We start from the raw sequence: 16,777 nt of genomic DNA, 5'->3' as shown, positions 1-16,777 counted from the left end.
CTCTCAGCCTTTCTTCTTGCCGGGCTTTTTCTTCGGCTTTTCGGCTTTCTTGACCGGTTTCAAGGCTTTGGCCTTCTCGGCAGCCTTGGAGGCTGTGGGCTTCTTCGCCGCCAGCTTGGCCAGCTGCCTGGTATAGTCCTTGTGCAGGGCGCCGGCGCCCCAGCCCTTGCCTTTGTTCTGCTTCGACAGCGCATCCATGATGGCGACCAGATTGTCGTCGCGGATTTTTTCCAGTTCGCGGATCGACAGCCCATGTGCCTGGTCGTCCGATTGCGTGGCGATCAGGTCGACCAGTTCGTCGTTGAACTCCGGCACATCCATCAGCTTGGTCCATGGCCATTTCAGGCAGGGCCCGAACTGCGCCATGAAGTGGCGCATGCCGGCCTCGCCACCGGCGACGCGATAGACCTGGAACATGCCCATCTGCGCCCAGCGCAGGCCGAAGCCGTAGCGCATGATGTCGTCGAGTTCCTCGACCGTGCAGATGCCGTCCTTGATCAGCCACAGCGCCTCGCGCCATGCCGCTTCGAGCAGGCGGTCGCCGACGAAGGCCTCGATCTCCTTGCGGATGACGACCGGCTTCATGCCGATCGAGGCATACATCTCCTTGGCGACCTCGATCGCCTCGGGAAAGGTCTGCTCGCCGCCCACGATCTCGACCAGCGGCAGGAGATAGACCGGGTTGAACGGATGGCCGACGACCAGCCGCTCCGGATGCTTCTTCATCGCCACCTGCATGTCGGTTGGCTTGATGCCGGAGGTCGAGGAACCGACAATCGCATTGGCCGGCGCGTGGGTATCGATCTCGGCGAGCACCCGGTGCTTGAGGTCGAGCCGTTCCGGCACGCTTTCCTGAATGAAATCGGCATCGGCCACTGCCTCGGCGATGGTCTTGGCAAAGGTCAGCTTGCCCTCTTTTGGCAAACCGCCGGGTACCATCTGCTTGTAGGCGCGGCGCGCGCCCTTCATCACTTCGCCGACCTTGCGCGACGCCTCGGGATCGGGATCGAAGATCGACACGTCGATGCCGTTGAGCAGCAGCCGCGCCACCCAGCCGGCGCCGATGACGCCGCCACCGATGGCGGCTGCCTTGTTGATGATGCTCATGCGGAAGCTCCGGTTCTGGTCATGGCGGTTGTGGGATCTATGAGCGGCACGCGTTCGCCGGCGCGGATCACGGACGGGTCGTATGCCTTGCGGGCAAAGACTTCGAGGACGAAGGGCCGGAAGAATTCGATCGGCAGCGTGTCATAATCGGGGTCGAAGCTGGACTGGTCCCAGCGTTCGCAAAACTGGTCGCAATCGTCGAAATAGGCGTGGCCGGCAAAGCGGTCGCGCGCATGGCGGTTACCGCCGAGGTGATGGGCATAGTAGAGCCGCTGGAAGTCGCCATGTTTCTCCACCACCCAAGTGCATTGTTCGCGCACGAAGGGTTTCAGGATCGAAGCGGCATATTCGTCGTGATTGTAAGGCGCATAGATGTCGCCGATGTCGTGCAGTAGCGCGCAGGCGATCCAGTCGGTGTCGGCGCCGTCGCGCCAGGCACGCGTCGCCGCCTGCAGCGAATGGCCGAGCCGGGTGATCTTGTAGCCCGAAAGGCCCGCGTCGAGCTGCACCAGCGCATCGAGCAGCCGCTCGCCGGTCCTGGCGGCATAGTCGATCTCATGCGCGGTCAGGAACTCGTAGTCGTCCCGGTCGCCATCCTTCATTGCGGTGAATTTTACGGTAGTCATGCCGACCCTCCCGACGAATAATTTATGCCGCGATCGGCGCCCGCTTGGTGAGGTTGAGCTTCTGCCGTACCTCTTCCGGCCCAAGGATCCTGGCGCCGAGATTGGTGACGATGCTGGCGGCGCGCTCGACCAACTGCGCATTGGTCGCCAGTACGCCCTTGTCGAGCCAGAGATTGTCTTCGAGACCGACGCGGACATTGCCGCCGGCCAGCACCGCCGCAGCAGCATAGGCCATCTGGTTGCGGCCGATGGCAAAGGCCGACCAGTTCCAGGTCGACGGCACATTGTTGACCATCGCCATGAAGGTGTTGAGGTCGTCGGGCGCGCCCCACGGCACGCCCATGCAGAGCTGCACCAGTGCATCCGGATTGAGCACCTTTTCCTCGACCAGCTGCTTGGCGAACCACAGATGACCGGTGTCGAAGGCCTCGATCTCCGGCTTGACGCCGAGCGCCGTCATCATGCCGCCCATGGCGCGCAGCATGCCGGGCGTGTTGGTCATGACATAGTCGGCCTCGGCGAAATTCATGGTGCCGCAGTCGAGCGTGCAGATTTCCGGCAGGCATTGGCGCACATGTTCCATGCGGTTGGTGGCGCCGCCCATGTCTGTGCCTTTTTCGTTGAGCGGCAGCGGCGCTTCCGGCGATCCGAACACCATGTCGCCGCCCATGCCGGCGGTCAGGTTGAGGATGACGTCGACTTCTGCCTCGCGGATGCGCTCGGTCACTTCGCGGTAGAGATGCACATCGCGCCTGGGCTTGCCGGTTTCGGGGTCGCGGACGTGGCAGTGCACGATTGCGGCGCCAGCCTTGGCCGCGTCGATGGCCGAATCGGCGATCTGCTTTGGCGAGCGCGGCACATGAGGGCTGCGGTCCTGCGACCCGCCGGACCCAGTCACGGCACAGGTAATGAAGACCTCGCGGTTCATCGCAAGCGGCATGGAATTCTCCTCCAATAGTATGCATGTCGCCCAAAAGTGGGAACCGGTTTTGGGATAACGACATGCACAAAGATGACCACAACAATGCCCGACTTGCCGGAAACTGTTTTGCGTTTTACGAAGCTTCCATGACGAAAAGCGAAAAACCGACGATCTTTCGCGCCGAGCGCTCGCCGCTCAAGGTGACGCTGCTGGTGTTTTCCGGCTCGTCCATCATGTGCGTCGCATCCGCCGTCGATCCACTGCGGGCCGCCAACCGCATCTCCGGCGAGACCCTGTTCGATTTTCGGCTGGTCTCGGTGACCGGCGAGGCTCCGGTCACCACATGCGGCCTGCCGGTGGCGGTCAGTGGCCGTTTCGACGCGGGCGAGCCAACCGACGTCCTTGTCGTCGTCGCCGGCTTCGGCACCCAGAATTATGCAACGTCGGCTCTGTTGTCCGGACTGCGCCGGGCGGCACGCACGGCGCGTGCTTGCGGCGGTGTCGAGGCGGGCACCTGGCTGGTGGCTCGCGCCGGCCTGCTGGAAGGGCGCAGCGCCACCACCCACTGGGAGGACATGGAGGATTTTTCCTCGGCCTTTCCCGGCGTCGATGTCCGCCCTGACCGCTATGTCATCGACGGGCCGGTGTTCACGTCGGGTGGCGCGTCGCCGACCTTCGACCTGATGCTGCATCTCATCCGTACGCGGCTCGGCATGGCCGTCGCACTCGATGTCGCCAGCGTCTTCATCTACGACCAGGCGCGCGCCGCCACCGACGCACAGCCGCTGGTCTCGCTCGGCCGGCTCGACGGCTACGACCCGCGCCTTGCGCAAGCCATCCGGCTGATGGAAGCGCATGTCGACCAGCCGCTGACCATAGAAGCAGTGGCAAAGCGCGCCGGGGTGACGGCGCGGACATTGGAGAGCATCTTTCGCAAGTCGATCGGCGAGACGCCGGGCGCCTATTATCTCAGGCTGCGCCTCGGTGCCGCGCGCCGGCTGGTGGTCGATACAAGGGTTGCCATGGCCGACATTGCCGGGCGGACCGGGTTCTCGTCCGCCGCGGCATTTTCGAGGGCGTTTTCAAAGACTTTCGGCGAAGCGCCGGTCAGGTTGCGGAGGGGGTAGGTTTCAACGCGCGATCAGGCCGCGTTCTGGCGGTCGCCGTCGATTTGCGAGCGCATCTGTCTGGCCAGACGGGTCTCGAAGCGGCTGGCCACGGCGCGATCCCATTCATTCGAAATCTTGGCGTCGTCCGTTTTCCGCGGCATCGCCATCAGCCGGTCGATGATCGATCCAGCCTCGCCAGGTGAGAGCAGGGCGTCGATTTCACGTTCGTTCTGCATATCGGTTCGCCTCCTTCTTCCTCTCCCGCCACGAGCCAGTCTTATACGAGATTCGTGACGGCTGTTTGAAGGCAAGAGCGAGGTCATTGAAGGGCGTCGAAGGGCAAAACCGTGTCGCGGGACCGGGCCATGCGCAAAGCTGTTCCTGCGCCTTGGCAGGTCAGGTCAAGGAGAGATCTACAGCCGCTTTTCGAACAGCACTCGTGGTAAAGCCACTGTCCCATTCGTCGTCTGGATAGCGGTTTTTCTCGACATAGCCGACCGCCTTGTAGAGGGCTTGTGCCGGCAGGTTGAACGTGTCGGTTTCCAGCCGCGCCTGCGCCAACCCGGCGGTGCCGATTGCCTGTTCGGCATGGGAAAGCAGCTTGCGGCCGACACCTTGGCCTTGACGGGATGCCATGACGTGCAGGGCCTCGATGAAATCCGCGCGCCAATGGATCAGGCCGGCGACCTCGCCATCGATCTCGGCAACGGCGAACTCAGGCCAGCTCCGGTCGACATAGCGCCCGCCAATATCCGTCTCGACATAGCACCGCGCCGCTGCTTCGGTGATGTTCGGCAGCCATGTGCCTTCGAACGTTTCCTGCAGCACCTGCTTCAACGCCGGAATATCGCTCGCCTGCGCCGGGCGCACGATGATTCGATCCTCTGCCATTTTCCGTCTCCCGCCAATGCATGTCGCCCAAAAGTGCCAGCGGTTTTGGGATGACGACATGCATAAAAATAAAGGCTGCCGCACGGGCTCTCTTTCGGCGACACGCGTGGCATCTTGATCTCACGCTGGCTGCCGAAGATCTGTGCGATCCTCGGCAGCCTCTCGCGAAGTGGGCTGACTAGCAGATAGCGATGGCGGCGGCTTTCATCCAGTGGTGCCGGATGTCGGTCCAGAGATGGAGCGGCGCGCGCCTTACACGTAGCGGTTGACGATATTTTCCAGCAGTTCCTGGCGGCCGGACCTCGGCTGCGGCTCGATCTTCTTCTTGACGACACGCTCGGCGATATCCTCAAGCGTGCGCTTGCCGGCGAGCATCGCCTTGCCCTCGGCCGTGTTCCAGCCGGCATAACGTTCGGCCAGCGGCGCCGATAGCGCCTTGTCCTCAACCATGCGGGCCGCGGCTTTCAGGCCACGTGCGCAAGAGTCCATGCCGCCGATATGGCCGATCAGCAGGTCCTGCGGATCGAGCGACTGGCGGCGCAGCTTGGCGTCGAAATTGGTGCCGCCGGTCTTGAAGCCGCCGGCCTGCAGGACCTGGTAGTAGGCCAGTGCCATTTCCGGCACGTTGTTGGGGAACTGGTCGGTGTCCCATCCCGACTGATAGTCGTTGCGGTTCATATCGATCGAACCGAAAATGCCGAGCGCATTGGCCAGAGCCAGTTCGTGCTCGAAGGAATGGCCGGCCAGGATGGCGTGGCCCTGCTCGATATTGACCTTGACCTCCTTCTCCAGCCCGAAGCGCTTGAGGAAGCCGTAGACCGTGGCGACATCGTAATCATACTGATGCTTGGTCGGCTCCTGCGGCTTCGGCTCGATCAGGATCGCGCCCTTGAAGCCGATTTTGTGCTTGTAGTCGACGACCATGCTGAGGAACCGGCCGGCCTGTTCCTGCTCGCGCGCGAGGTCGGTGTTGAGCAGCGTCTCATAGCCTTCGCGCCCGCCCCACAGCACGTAGTTTTCGCCCTTCAGCCGCTTGGTGACGTCGATGCAGCTTTTTACCGTCGCCGCTGCGTAGGCAAAGACATCCGGATCGGGATTGGTGGCCGCCCCCGACATGAAGCGGCGATTGGAGAACAGATTGGCGGTGCCCCAAAGCAGCTTGACGCCGGTCTGCTTCATCTTCCCCGCGAAGTAATCGGCGATCTCGTCGAGGCGCGCGGCACTTTCGGAAAAATCCTTGCCTTCCGGCCGCACATCGGCGTCGTGGAAGCAGAAATAGGGCGCGCCGAGCAGCGAGAACATCTCGAAGGCGACGTCCGCTTTCAGCTTTGCCAGCTCCATCGTGTCGGTGCCACCTGCCTTGGGGAACCACGGCCGGTCGAAGGTCTGGCCGCCGAACGGATCGCCGCCCGGCCAGGCAAAGGAGTGCCAGTAGGCGACGGCGAAGCGCAGATGGTCTTCCAGCCGTTTGCCGGCGACGAGCTCGTCGGGATTGTAGAACCTATAGGCCAGCGGATTGGTCGAATCCGGCCCTTCATATTTGATTTTCTTGATGTCGCCGAAAAATCCGCTGCTCATGATTTCTGTCCTCTCACAAAGTTCTGCCGCCATTACCTCAGGCGTAATTGGTTTCAGGCCAGCGCCGGTTGAAAAGGGTCATGTCAAAACCGTCAAATGAAGGAGACAGACCATGACCGACCTCACCAAGATCGCTGAAAACTACATCACCGCCTGGAACGAAAGCGATGCCGTCCGCCGGACCGAATTGCTCAAGGCGACCTTCACGGAAGACGTCAGCTATCGTGATCCGCTCATGCAGGGCGACGGCCATGAAGGCGTCGCGGCTCTGATCGACGGCGTGCAGCAGCGCTTTGCCGGCTTCCGGTTCTCGCTGAAGGGCACGCCGGACGGTTTTGCCGACAAGATCCGCTTCTCGTGGAATCTCGGGCCTGAGGGGACGCCATCGGTGATCGAAGGTACCGACATCGGAATCATCGAGAACGGCCGCCTGAAGAGCGTCACCGGCTTTCTCGACAAGGTGCCTGCGCAGTAAGGACTTCTGGGCGAGGCGGGTGCGAAGCGCCCCCCTCTGGCCTGCCGGCCATCTCCCCCTCAAGGGGGGAGATTGGCTGTCTTTCCCGCCATCGCTAATTATCAACCTTGCAAGACGAGTAAAGCCGTCAACGCTGCCGATCTCCCCCCTAGAGGGGGAGATGCCCGGCAGGGCAGAGGGGGGCGCCTCGCACTGAATCACGCGGTTACAGCCCTGATCGCCGGGTACAGCTCCCGGTAGCGCTGATAGGCATCGGCATAGACGCCGCCAAGCGCCGCGTCCGGTTCGATCGTGGCATCCGTCCTCGGTGCCGTACAGACTTCCAGGGGATCGGCACCAGTCGCAGCGATCAGGCCGAGCCGTGCGGCGCCAAAGGCGGCGCCGAAGTCGCCGTCGGCGGGAATGTCGACAGGCAGTTGAAGCGCGGTGGCAATCGCCTTCAGCCAGTAGCGCGAGCGGGAACCGCCGCCGATCGCCGTCACCCGCGTCAAACTCGTGCCGGCCTTCGCCAGGGCGTCGAGGCTGTCGCGGAAGGCAAAGGCCACACCCTCCAGCACGGCCTGGGTCAGCACGGCACGGCTCGATTCATGCGCCAGCCCGGCGAACGCGCCGCGAATGGCGGCATCATTGTAGGGTGTGCGCTCACCCGAGAGATAAGGCAGGAAGGACACGCCGCTGGGCGCCTCCAATGTGTCGCCGAGTTCAGCGGTCAATTCGCCGGCGCTCTTCCCGGTGATTTCGGACAGCCAATTGAGCGAATCCGTTGCCGACAGGATGACCCCCATCTGGTGCCAGGTGTTCGGCAGGGCGTGGCAGAAGGTGTGAACCGCGCTAGCCGGGTTGGGCAGGTAGGAAGCGTTGGCGGCAAACAGCACGCCCGATGTGCCGAGCGAGACGAAAGCGTGGCCGGCGCCGACCGTGCCCATGCCGCAGGCCGAGGCCGCATTGTCGCCGGCGCCGCCGGCGATTGGAATGCCGGCCTGGACGCCCCATTTCGAGGCCAATTCACTGCGCAGTGCGCCTGCCTTGTGCGTACCCTCGACCAGCGACGGCATCTGCTCCTCGTCGAGCGACGTCGCTGCGAGCAGGTCCGTACTCCAGCGCCGGTTGCCGACATCGAGCCAGGAGGTACCGGCAGAATCCGACATCTCCGAAATGTGTTCGCCCGAAAGCCAGAGCCGCAGGAAATCCTTGGGCAGCAGCACTTTTGCGACCTTGGCGAAGAGAGCGGGTTCGTTGTTTTTCACCCAGGCAAGTTTCGGCGCGGTGAAACCGGGAAAGACGATGTTGCCGGTCAGAGCGCGGAAGCGCGGATCGGCATCGAGGACAGCCGCCTCGGCATGGCTGCGCGTGTCGTTCCACAGGATGCAGGGACGCAGCACCTTGTCGGCGGCGTCGAGCAGCGTGGCGCCATGCATCTGCCCGGACAGGCCAATGCCCTTGACTGCCGCGAGTTCATCCGGATGGGAGGATTTGAGCTCGGCAATTGCGTCTTCGCAGGCCCGGATCCAGTGCTCGGGATTCTGTTCCGACCAGCCGGGATGCGGCCGTGAAACATCAAGCGAACCATGGCCGGAACCGACGACGGTTTGCCCGGCAACGATCAGCAGCGCCTTGACGCCCGACGTCCCGAGATCGAGGCCCAGATACATGTCTTCCTCCCACGCCAGTTAATTTTTTCGGGTCTCGAAAAAATCTGGCTTGGCCAGTTTTTAAAACAAGATCCGCTTCGGGTCAATTCTCCGACAAATCGGCGGCGCGTCGCACAAACAGCGCTGACAGCGGACTGTCGGGCCGCGCCATCGAACGCTCGGCCGTGAGCGCCCTGGCCAGCGCACCGTCACCGGCGCGCAACGCTGCCTCGATCAGCGTCAGGTCGATAACATCGCGCTGGGCGTGGCTGCCGCCGAAGCGATGGGAGATCGATCGGATCGGCCGGATCAGGCGCACGGTCTCGGCGTAACTGCCCTCACCGAATGCCTTGATGGCGAGCGTCAGCGGATGGCCGACATCCCGCGTGAAAGCCGCATTGTCGTCGCTGCCACGCATGGCCTCGCGCTGAGCCTCAAGCAAAGCGAGGGCCGGCGCATCTAACCCTGCACCGACAAAGGCCATCATCGCGTGGGCATCGTTGAAGGCATAATTGCCGGCGCCGGCCTTATGCCAATTGGCGGCGAGCGCCGCCCAGCGGTCGCCGACATCGACGCCGCCGAGGGCGAGCCGCCACAGGACTGCCGAGGCATCGACCATGTTGAGCGCCATCGTCGATTGCACGATGTAGATGGGGCCGTCATAGAGGGCCAGCACCGCGTCGGTCTCGCCGAGATCATAGTGGAACAGCGCCAGGTGCCACCAATTGTGGACCTGCAGGAAACTCTCCCTTGTCCACGCTTCCGGGTTGGTCAGCATCCAGGCGATGCCATCCCTTTGCCGGCTCTGCATTTCCATGACATGGGCGACGGCATGCTGCGCCCAGCCGTCGCGCGGCTCGAAGTCGACCGCCGCGCGGCCAAGCTGCTCGGCCCTGACATAGTCACCCATTTCCTCCAGCCCGAAGGCGTGCATGCCGAGCATGGCGTGGTAGCCGGGCATGCCGCTTTGCCAGGACGGCAGGGCGCGTGCGATGCGGTCGCGCAGCATGCGTGCATTGCCGGTGAAGAAATCGATCTGGTGGCCGACCTGCAGCGCCAGCCCGTCGCGCGGGGTCTCGATGGTGATGTCCTCGAGAATGCGGCTGGCTTGATGCCAGCGTCCGTTGGCGAGATGACCCAGGGCTGTGACATGCGCCCGCTCGCGCGTGGTCGCGGCAAGCGGCAGTGACGCCTCATGGCAAGCCTTGGCCACCGCTGTCGCCTCCCGCTCGGTGGCGAGGCCGAACAGATAGCCCTTGAAGACATGCGCCATGACGAAGCCGGGATCTTCCGCGATGGCGTGGTCGATGGACGCCACGGGATCGCCGATGAAGCACTGCAGTTCGCGCACTGCCTGGCTGTAGGGGGCGAACCCCGCCTCCGTTGCACCCGAAAGCGTCAGGCCGAATGCGTCCCTGGCTGCCATGCGATGTCCTTTCATCGATCCGTGACAGGGCCTCGATCCTTCGGCCCAAACCGATCCTAAAGCATGGGCCACGGACACGCCAACCGTGCGCTACGCCAGATCATTTCAGTAGTCTTTGCAGTTTAGCAACCATGCGGGGCAGATTAGGCTTTGTAAAATCGAATGAATTGTGTCTTCATTACGGCGACTGGCGGGGGCTGGAAATCGCGAATCGAGAGGGGACGCGATGTGGCATATGAAGAACTCGCTTCCGAACAGTCGTTCGGAGGATGCGCAGGTGACAGTTGCTTCGCCACGGCGAAAGCCGCATCCGCTACACCCTTGGCTTATTAGCATCCTCTCAACTACGGCCTTTGCGTTGCTGCCCAATTCAGCTGCGTTTGCCGCATGCGTGCTGGGCCCAATCGCCGGAAATACCGTCTACACCTGCGATAGCGGCGACTCGGGCGGCAGCCTCACCGATGCCGATGGCGATAACACGCTGAATTTTCCCGCCGGCGGCACCGGGCAGATATCAGGCAACGTGACCTTTGGTGTCGGCACGGACCGCATCGACATGCAGTCCGGCACCATCACCGGCACCGTCGATCAGGGCGGCGGTACGGATTTCTTCACCATTGGCGCGGGGACCGTCGGCGGCAATGTCCAGCAGGGCGCCGGCATCGACGACTTCAACATGAGCGGCGGCCAGATCGGCTCGCTCAACCAGGGCGACGGCCTCGACACCTTCACCATGACCGGCGGACGCATCGTCGATTTCTTCGACGATGGCGACCGCGCCGTGATGACCGGTGGCCGCATCGGCCGCGTCAACATGAAGCTCGACCAGAACTATTTCAACATGTCCGGCGGCACCATCGACCGCAACCTCGTCACCGGCTTCGACAAGGACACGATCATCCTATCGGGCGGCACCATCGGCGGCAACATCAGCGTCAGCGGCGGCAATGACAGCGTCACGGTCACCGGCGGCACGGTCGGTGGCGATATACTGATGAGCTTTGGCGCCGACGATTTCGTCTGGAACGGTGGCGGCATCATCTATGGCGCCGTCGATCTCGGCGGCGACAACGACACCGCCAGGCTCAGCAACCTCACCAACGCCAATCTCGGTGCCACGGATGCCATATCAGGCGGCCTCGGTACCGACGCGCTGACACTGGACAACGTCAAACTGGATGGGGTCAGCCGGCTCCAGAACTGGGAAAGCATCGACGCCACCAACGACACCGAACTGACGATGGACAGCAATCTGGTGCTCGGCGATAGCGGCACCGGCACAGGTTCGCTCAGTGTCGATGCCGCAAGCACGCTCTATGGCGGCGGCTTCAATGCGGCGATCCAGGCGTTTACGGCAGGCCAGTTGGCGCAGGTCACCAATGCCGGCCGCATCGACCTGACCAATGGCAGCACCGGCGCCACCGACAGCCTGACGATTTCGGGCAATTATGTCGGGCTGGGGGGCCTGCTGCTTATCCAGACCGAGCTCGGTGACGATTCCTCCGCATCCGACAAGTTGGTCCTGTCGAGCGGAACGGCTTCCGGTTCGACCGGGATCTCCGTGGTCAATCTCGGCGGCGCGGGGGCTGCGACCACGCAGGACGGCATCATGGTCGTCCAGGCAATCAACGGCGCCACCTCGGGCGCCACGACATTCGCGCTCGACGCCCCGGTCGCCGCCGGTGCCTTTGAATATTATCTGTTCAAGGGCGGCGTCAGCGCCGGCAGCGAGGAGAACTGGTACCTGCGCTCGACGCTGAACACGCCGGCCCCTCCGGCCGCCGCCCCGCCGGCGCTGGAACCTACTGCGCCGCCGGAACCAGAGCCGCCGGCGGCCGAACCGCCGCCGCCGCCGCCTTCCGAGCTGCCGCCGACGCCGCCTCCGACCGAGGGCGACATCAACAACCCGCCGGTCGATCCGACACCGCCGGTGCAGGCCGCCGATCCGGAGCCCGAGCCGCCGCCGGCACCACCGCCGGCACCAGTTGCGGATCCGCCCCCGCCGCCGCCGGTTGTGCCAACGGATGTGCCTGACCTGCCGACACCGGCGGCGGGCGAGGAGATCCTGCTCTATCGCATCGAGGTTCCGGTCTATTCCGCCTTGCCCCCGGTCGCCGAACATCTGGCGATGACGACGCTCGGCACCTTCCACGAACGGCGCGGCGAGCAGAGCCTGTTGTCGAACACCGAGCTGTCGCCGGTCTGGGGCCGCATCTTCGGCCAGGACAGCAAGATGGCGTATTCAGGAACCGTATCGCCGTCCTTCGACGGCACCCTGTTCGGCCTCCAGGCGGGCTTCGATCTGTTCGGCCGCGAAACCGCGTCGGGCCAGACCGATCGCGCCGGCCTGTTCGTCGCCTATGCCAGCATGAATGGCGACGTGCGCGGCCAGGCGCTGGGCTGGGACAATCTGTCCGTCGGCAGCATGGATATCAACGGCACCAGCGTCGGCGGCTACTGGACCCGGATCGGTCAGGGTGGCTGGTACCTGGACGGCGTCCTCATGGCCACCTTCTTCGGCGGAGACGCAACATCGTCGCGCGGCATCGGCATCGACGTCGGCGGGACCGGTGTCACCGCTTCGCTGGAAGGCGGCTATCCCATCGCGCTGGGGCAAGGCTGGACGCTTGAACCGCAGGCGCAACTGGTCTGGCAGCAACTGTCGCTCGACGATGCATCGGACCGCTTTGCTTCGGTTTCCTTCGATACCGACGGCAACGTGACCGGCCGGCTCGGCGCACGGCTGCAAGGCGAAACAACGATCAATGGCATGGCGCTGCAGCCGTACCTAAAGGCCAACATCTGGCACGATTTCGGCGGCACGAGCCATGTCAATTTCGACACCACCGATATCTCCACCGAGGGCAGATCGACCTCGTTCGAATTCGGTGGCGGTGTGATCGCCAAGGTGACGGACAAGGTCAGCATCTTCGCCACCGGCGACTACACCACCAATCTCGGCGGCGACGAGCGTCGGATACTCGAAGGCAATCTTGGGTTCAGCGTCAAATGGTAAGGTTGATCATGACCCGAAAACAATTTCGGGGTCATGAGCAAAAAGACAGCTAATTGCTGGAACGCATCGCCACCGTGGCGATGCCGGCGCCGACCAGCAGCGTGCCGCCGGTGCGGTTGAAGATCCGGATCGCCTTGGGATTGCGCACCACGTTGCGTGCGCGTGAGGCGATCAGCGCATAGCCAAAGGCATTGGCGAAGGCGAGCGCCAGGAAGGTCGTCTCGAAGATCAGCATCTGCGTCCAGAAATCGGCGTGCCGGTCGAGGAACTGCGGCAGAAAGGCGACGAAGAAGGTGATGCTTTTCGGGTTGAGCGCGGTGACCAGCCAGGCGTGCGCCATCATCTTGGCCGAGGAGACCGCGTCGGTGCGCGGTTCGGCTTTCAGCGCGCCGCCGGCGCGAAACAGTTTCACGCCGAGATAGATCAGATAGCCGGCGCCGATCAGCTTCAGGATGGTGAAGACACCAGCCGAAGCTGCCAGCAGCGCGCCGATGCCCAGCATCGACAAGGTCATCGCGGTGAAGTCGCCCAGCGCCACGCCGATTGCCATAGGCAGAGCGGTGCGCCAGCCCTGGCCCAACGCGTAGGACACGACGAGAAGGATGGTCGAACCCGGAATGATGAGGAGGATCGTCGACGCGGCGGCGAAGGCGGCCCAGTTTTCGAAGGACATGCTCGTCTCCCTTGAGCTTAAAGAAGAGGATAAATCCTCAGGCCCAGGAGAATGTAAAGAGGCGATTTCCCTGACTGCGCCAGCGGCAGATCGGTGTCAGTTCGCGCCGCTCAGCGTGCTCACGATATCGGCCAGGCTGACATTGGCACCGAGAACGGTTGCCGCCGCGACAATGGCAGCGGCAAAAAGCTTGATGTCGGTTTTTAAGATCTTGCACATGGAGGCCCCTCGCTGATGGTTCGAGGAGTAGGAAACGCCGGCGCCGGGAATATGACCCGGCCGAGGTCTTTTTGTGCAGCAGCCTTCGTTCAAGCCCAGGCAAGAAGGTCGGACATCGTCAAGGCCATGCGCAAATGCAGGCTGTGCAACGTCTTCACGCTTTATCAACCATGAATGATGAAAATGCCCGCTATCCGGCCGGACCGTGCTTCCCGCCGACAGCGTAGGGTCTGGGTATATGCGTGAGTTGCCGCAAGGTCTGACGCCGCCGCGAAATGGCGACGCAATCGAAACCGATCATCATCTTTCCCGCCGCGCCATCCTGTCCGGGGCAGGGGCGCTCGCGCTGCTGAGCGCCGCCGGTTGCTCGACCTCGGGCTTGGGTCTGCCGGCGCTCGAGCTCGACGACGTCACCACGGGTTCCGTGCGGCCGATCCGGCCAAGCATCAGCGTCGACAAGAACATCACCAGCCCCGGCGTCATGTATGCCGGGCTGACCGACGGCGGCTTCAACGTGCCGGAAGTGCCATATCTGAAGGTCAAGCCGGAATTCCGTCGCCAGATCGTCGTCGACACGACAGGCGAGGCGCCCGGCACCATCGTCGTCCATCTCAAGGAGCGCATGCTCTATCTCGTCCAGCCGGGTGGCGACGCCATTCGCTACGGCGTCGGCATCGGCAAGGATGGCTTCCGCTGGTCGGGTCGCGCCAACATCCAGTACGGCAGGGAATGGCCGACCTGGACGCCGCCGCCGGAGATGATTGCCCGCAAGCCTGAACTGGTGAAATGGCAAGCCGGACAGCCCGGCGGCCTCACCAATCCGCTCGGCGCGCGTGCCCTCTACATCTACCAGGACGGCAAGGACACCGGCTATCGCATCCACGGCTCGCCCGAATGGTGGAGCATCGGCCAGGCGATGTCGTCGGGCTGCGTGCGCCTGATCAACCAGGACATCATCGACCTCTACAGCCGCGTCTCCAAAAAAAATCCGGTCGTCGTCGTCTGACGCTTATGCGGCGTGTTGGCGCCGCTCGAAACTCCCGTTGCGCGATGCGGCAAGACAGGCCAAGGTGCCTTGAAAACCATCGCGCCGGGAGAAATCAAGCATGGCTGGAACGTTTGTCATCGCGCAGGGCGGCGGCCCAACCGCCGTCATCAACCAGACGGTTGTCGGGGCGACACTGGAGGTCCGCAAGCGGCATCCCGGTGCCAAGGTGCTGGGCTCCATCCATGGTGTGCGCGGCATCCGTGACGGCAATTATATCGACCTTTCCGCCATCCCCGAGGACCGGCTGCGGCTGATTGCCGGCACGCCGAGCGCCGCCCTCGGCTCGACCCGCGACAAGCCCGACGCCGCCTATTGCGATGTCATCCTCAACGGCCTGAAGAAGGCCGGCGCCGACGCCTTCATCTATATCGGCGGCAACGACACGTCGGGTACCCAGCAGATCCTGACCGATGCCGCCGGCGGCTCAATTGCCTTCGTCCATGCGCCAAAAACCATCGACAATGATCTCGAGGAAAACGACCACACGCCGGGCTTCATTTCGGCGGCCGAGTTCGTCGCCGGCGCCTTCCTGTCCGTCGATCTCGATTTTCGTGCGCTGCCCGGCATCTATGTCGGCATCGTCATGGGCCGGCATGCGGGCTTCCTGACCGCGGCCGCGGCCGCCTGGCAGCTCGACCCCGACAGCGGCCCGCACCTCGTCTACGTGCCCGAGCGCCCATTCTCGGCCGCCGGCTTTATCGACGACGTGCGTGCCACGCTCGATCGCCACAAGCGCTGCATCGTCGCCGTTTCGGAAGGCGTCAGCACCGCCGACGGCAAGGCGCTGGTCGAAAGCCTGGTGCCGCCGGACAAGCTTGAGCGCGACGCGCATGGCAACGTCAAGCTGTCGGGCAGCGACCTGCCGGCCGCACTCGAGCGCGCGTTGGCGGAAGGCCTGCCGGGCAAGCGGGCCCGCGTCGATGCGCTCGGCTACATGCCGCGCGGCTATATCGGCGCCATCAGCGCGGTCGACGCGCAGGAGGCGTTCGATGCCGGCGCTTTCGCCGTCACCGTCGCCGAACAGGGCGGCGGCTCGGTGGCGTTGCAATATGACGGCACCAGAACGGTGCTGAAGAAAGTGCCGCTCAAGAACGTCGCCGGCAAGACACGCCACATGCCGGACGATTTCATGAAGCCCGATGTCAATCAGCTGTCGGATGCCGGCATGGCCTATCTCAAGCGGCTGGTGCCGGAAAAGTACAAGGTCGGGAAGCCCTTCGTCTGATGCCGGGCTCACACTTGATGCCCGGCTCACAGGTGATGCCCGACTGGTTCAGCAGGAGCGTCGTCGACGACAAGACGACGATGCTGACCGAGCCCTTCGTCCATGCCTATGTTCGGGCCAATATCTGGCATCTGCGCGGTCGCGATGCCGACCTGCTCGTCGACACCGGCATGGGCATCTGTCCGCTGGCGCCGCAGATCGAGACGGCGGAAGGCAAGCCGCTGCTGGTCGTTGCCACCCACATCCATCTCGACCATGTCGGCTCGCTGCATGAATTCCCGTTGCGGGCCGGGCCAAGGATGAGCGCGGCCCGGTTCGAGACCATGGATGAGGCCGCGACCTACGCCTACATGTTCCATGACCTCGACGGTGCCGTCTCGAAACTGCCGGCGCCCGGATGGAAGTCGGCCGACTACAGGATCCCGCCCGCGCCGTTGACGCGAACCCTGGACGAGGGCGATGTCGTCGATCTTGGCGACCGGCAATTTCGCGTGCTGCATTTGCCGGGCCATTCACCGGATTCGATCGCGCTGTTCGACGAGGTCGACGGCCTGTTCTTCAGCGGCGATGCCATCTACGACGCCATGCTGATCGACGACCTGCCGGATTCCGACCGAGCCGCCTATGTCAGCACGATGCGGCGCCTGCTCGACCTGCCGATCCGCATCGGTCATGGTGGACACGGACCGAGCTTCGACGGCAAGCGCATGCGCGAGATTGCCACGGCCTATCTCGAGCGAAGCGCCGGTGGCTGAGGCTCCAGCGAGACAGCAAGGTGCCGCCCAACGACTTTGCGGCCCTGCCGCCGTGCGGATATTAAATCTTCGTAAG

General features: G+C 63.7%; 16 protein-coding genes. 6 read left to right on the top strand and 10 right to left on the bottom strand.

Annotation, left to right across the window (positions count from 1 at the left end; translation table 11 throughout):
* Positions 1-3: 3 nt before the first annotated feature.
* From EJ079_RS04940 to EJ079_RS04930, 3 genes are read right to left on the bottom strand one after another with little or no spacing between them, the layout of a single operon-like run.
* Complete coding sequence (locus tag EJ079_RS04940; protein WP_127269385.1) at positions 4-1,107, bottom strand: carnitine 3-dehydrogenase; 1,104 nt, start codon at positions 1,105-1,107, stop codon at positions 4-6.
* A complete protein-coding gene (locus EJ079_RS04935) occupies positions 1,104-1,733 on the bottom strand; it encodes an HD domain-containing protein (protein ID WP_127269384.1) in 630 nt (209 codons plus the stop codon). The genes EJ079_RS04940 and EJ079_RS04935 overlap by 4 nt, the downstream gene beginning before the upstream one ends.
* Positions 1,734-1,755: 22 nt before the next feature.
* Positions 1,756-2,673: a 3-keto-5-aminohexanoate cleavage protein gene (locus tag EJ079_RS04930; RefSeq protein ID WP_127808248.1), complete on the bottom strand. Its 918-nt coding sequence runs from the start codon at positions 2,671-2,673 to the stop codon at positions 1,756-1,758.
* A gap of 128 nt (positions 2,674-2,801) precedes the next feature.
* Here EJ079_RS04930 and EJ079_RS04925 point away from each other — a divergent pair, with 128 nt between their 5' ends.
* Positions 2,802-3,782: a GlxA family transcriptional regulator gene (locus tag EJ079_RS04925; protein WP_127398053.1), complete on the top strand. Its 981-nt coding sequence runs from the start codon at positions 2,802-2,804 to the stop codon at positions 3,780-3,782.
* A gap of 14 nt (positions 3,783-3,796) precedes the next feature.
* Here EJ079_RS04925 and EJ079_RS04920 read toward each other — a convergent pair whose 3' ends face one another.
* The 3 genes from EJ079_RS04920 to xylA all read right to left on the bottom strand — a co-directional run bounded on the left by EJ079_RS04920 (position 3,797) and on the right by xylA (position 6,233).
* The gene (locus EJ079_RS04920) at positions 3,797-4,000 is read right to left on the bottom strand and encodes a hypothetical protein (protein WP_127398055.1); all 204 of its coding nucleotides are present in this window, start codon (positions 3,998-4,000) and stop codon (positions 3,797-3,799) included.
* A gap of 160 nt (positions 4,001-4,160) precedes the next feature.
* A complete protein-coding gene (locus tag EJ079_RS04915) occupies positions 4,161-4,655 on the bottom strand; it encodes an N-acetyltransferase (protein ID WP_164873729.1) in 495 nt (164 codons plus the stop codon).
* A 252-nt stretch (positions 4,656-4,907) separates the two neighbouring features.
* Positions 4,908-6,233, bottom strand: coding sequence for a xylose isomerase (gene xylA / locus EJ079_RS04910; RefSeq protein ID WP_127328551.1), 1,326 nt, complete (start codon positions 6,231-6,233; stop codon positions 4,908-4,910).
* Positions 6,234-6,345: 112 nt separating this feature from the next.
* On the opposite strand from xylA, the gene EJ079_RS04905 reads away from it, so the two are divergent.
* Positions 6,346-6,708 (top strand): nuclear transport factor 2 family protein, encoded by a 363-nt coding sequence (locus EJ079_RS04905; protein ID WP_127269938.1) that lies wholly within the window; start codon positions 6,346-6,348, stop codon positions 6,706-6,708.
* A 197-nt stretch (positions 6,709-6,905) separates the two neighbouring features.
* On the opposite strand, the gene xylB is transcribed toward EJ079_RS04905, so the two are convergent.
* Entirely contained in the window at positions 6,906-8,360 is a 1,455-nt protein-coding gene (xylB, locus tag EJ079_RS04895; protein WP_127808247.1) for a xylulokinase, read from the bottom strand.
* 82 nt (positions 8,361-8,442) lie between these two features.
* A complete protein-coding gene (locus tag EJ079_RS04890) occupies positions 8,443-9,765 on the bottom strand; it encodes a tetratricopeptide repeat protein (protein ID WP_127808246.1) in 1,323 nt (440 codons plus the stop codon).
* Between the two features lie 226 nt (positions 9,766-9,991).
* Between EJ079_RS04890 and EJ079_RS04885 the strand changes: the two genes are divergently transcribed.
* Positions 9,992-12,781, top strand: coding sequence for an autotransporter outer membrane beta-barrel domain-containing protein (locus tag EJ079_RS04885; RefSeq protein WP_127808245.1), 2,790 nt, complete (start codon positions 9,992-9,994; stop codon positions 12,779-12,781).
* Positions 12,782-12,830: 49 nt separating this feature from the next.
* Here EJ079_RS04885 and EJ079_RS04880 read toward each other — a convergent pair whose 3' ends face one another.
* Positions 12,831-13,454, bottom strand: coding sequence for a LysE family translocator (locus EJ079_RS04880; RefSeq protein WP_127808244.1), 624 nt, complete (start codon positions 13,452-13,454; stop codon positions 12,831-12,833).
* Positions 13,455-13,550: 96 nt separating this feature from the next.
* Positions 13,551-13,673, bottom strand: coding sequence for a hypothetical protein (locus tag EJ079_RS34135; RefSeq protein WP_127270199.1), 123 nt, complete (start codon positions 13,671-13,673; stop codon positions 13,551-13,553).
* Positions 13,674-13,911: 238 nt separating this feature from the next.
* Here EJ079_RS34135 and EJ079_RS04870 point away from each other — a divergent pair, with 238 nt between their 5' ends.
* The 3 genes from EJ079_RS04870 to EJ079_RS04860 all read left to right on the top strand — a co-directional run bounded on the left by EJ079_RS04870 (position 13,912) and on the right by EJ079_RS04860 (position 16,701).
* The gene (locus tag EJ079_RS04870) at positions 13,912-14,679 is read left to right on the top strand and encodes a L,D-transpeptidase (RefSeq protein ID WP_127322091.1); all 768 of its coding nucleotides are present in this window, start codon (positions 13,912-13,914) and stop codon (positions 14,677-14,679) included.
* A 100-nt stretch (positions 14,680-14,779) separates the two neighbouring features.
* Positions 14,780-15,946 (top strand): diphosphate--fructose-6-phosphate 1-phosphotransferase, encoded by a 1,167-nt coding sequence (locus EJ079_RS04865; RefSeq protein WP_127808243.1) that lies wholly within the window; start codon positions 14,780-14,782, stop codon positions 15,944-15,946.
* A gap of 35 nt (positions 15,947-15,981) precedes the next feature.
* The gene (locus EJ079_RS04860; RefSeq protein WP_127328591.1) at positions 15,982-16,701 is read left to right on the top strand and encodes an MBL fold metallo-hydrolase; all 720 of its coding nucleotides are present in this window, start codon (positions 15,982-15,984) and stop codon (positions 16,699-16,701) included.
* The last annotated feature ends 76 nt before the right edge of the window (positions 16,702-16,777 follow it).

The sequence above is a fragment of the Mesorhizobium sp. M7A.F.Ce.TU.012.03.2.1 genome, from assembly GCF_004006095.1.
Classification (GTDB): domain Bacteria; phylum Pseudomonadota; class Alphaproteobacteria; order Rhizobiales; family Rhizobiaceae; genus Mesorhizobium.
This window is presented reverse-complemented; position numbering and strand designations above follow the sequence as displayed.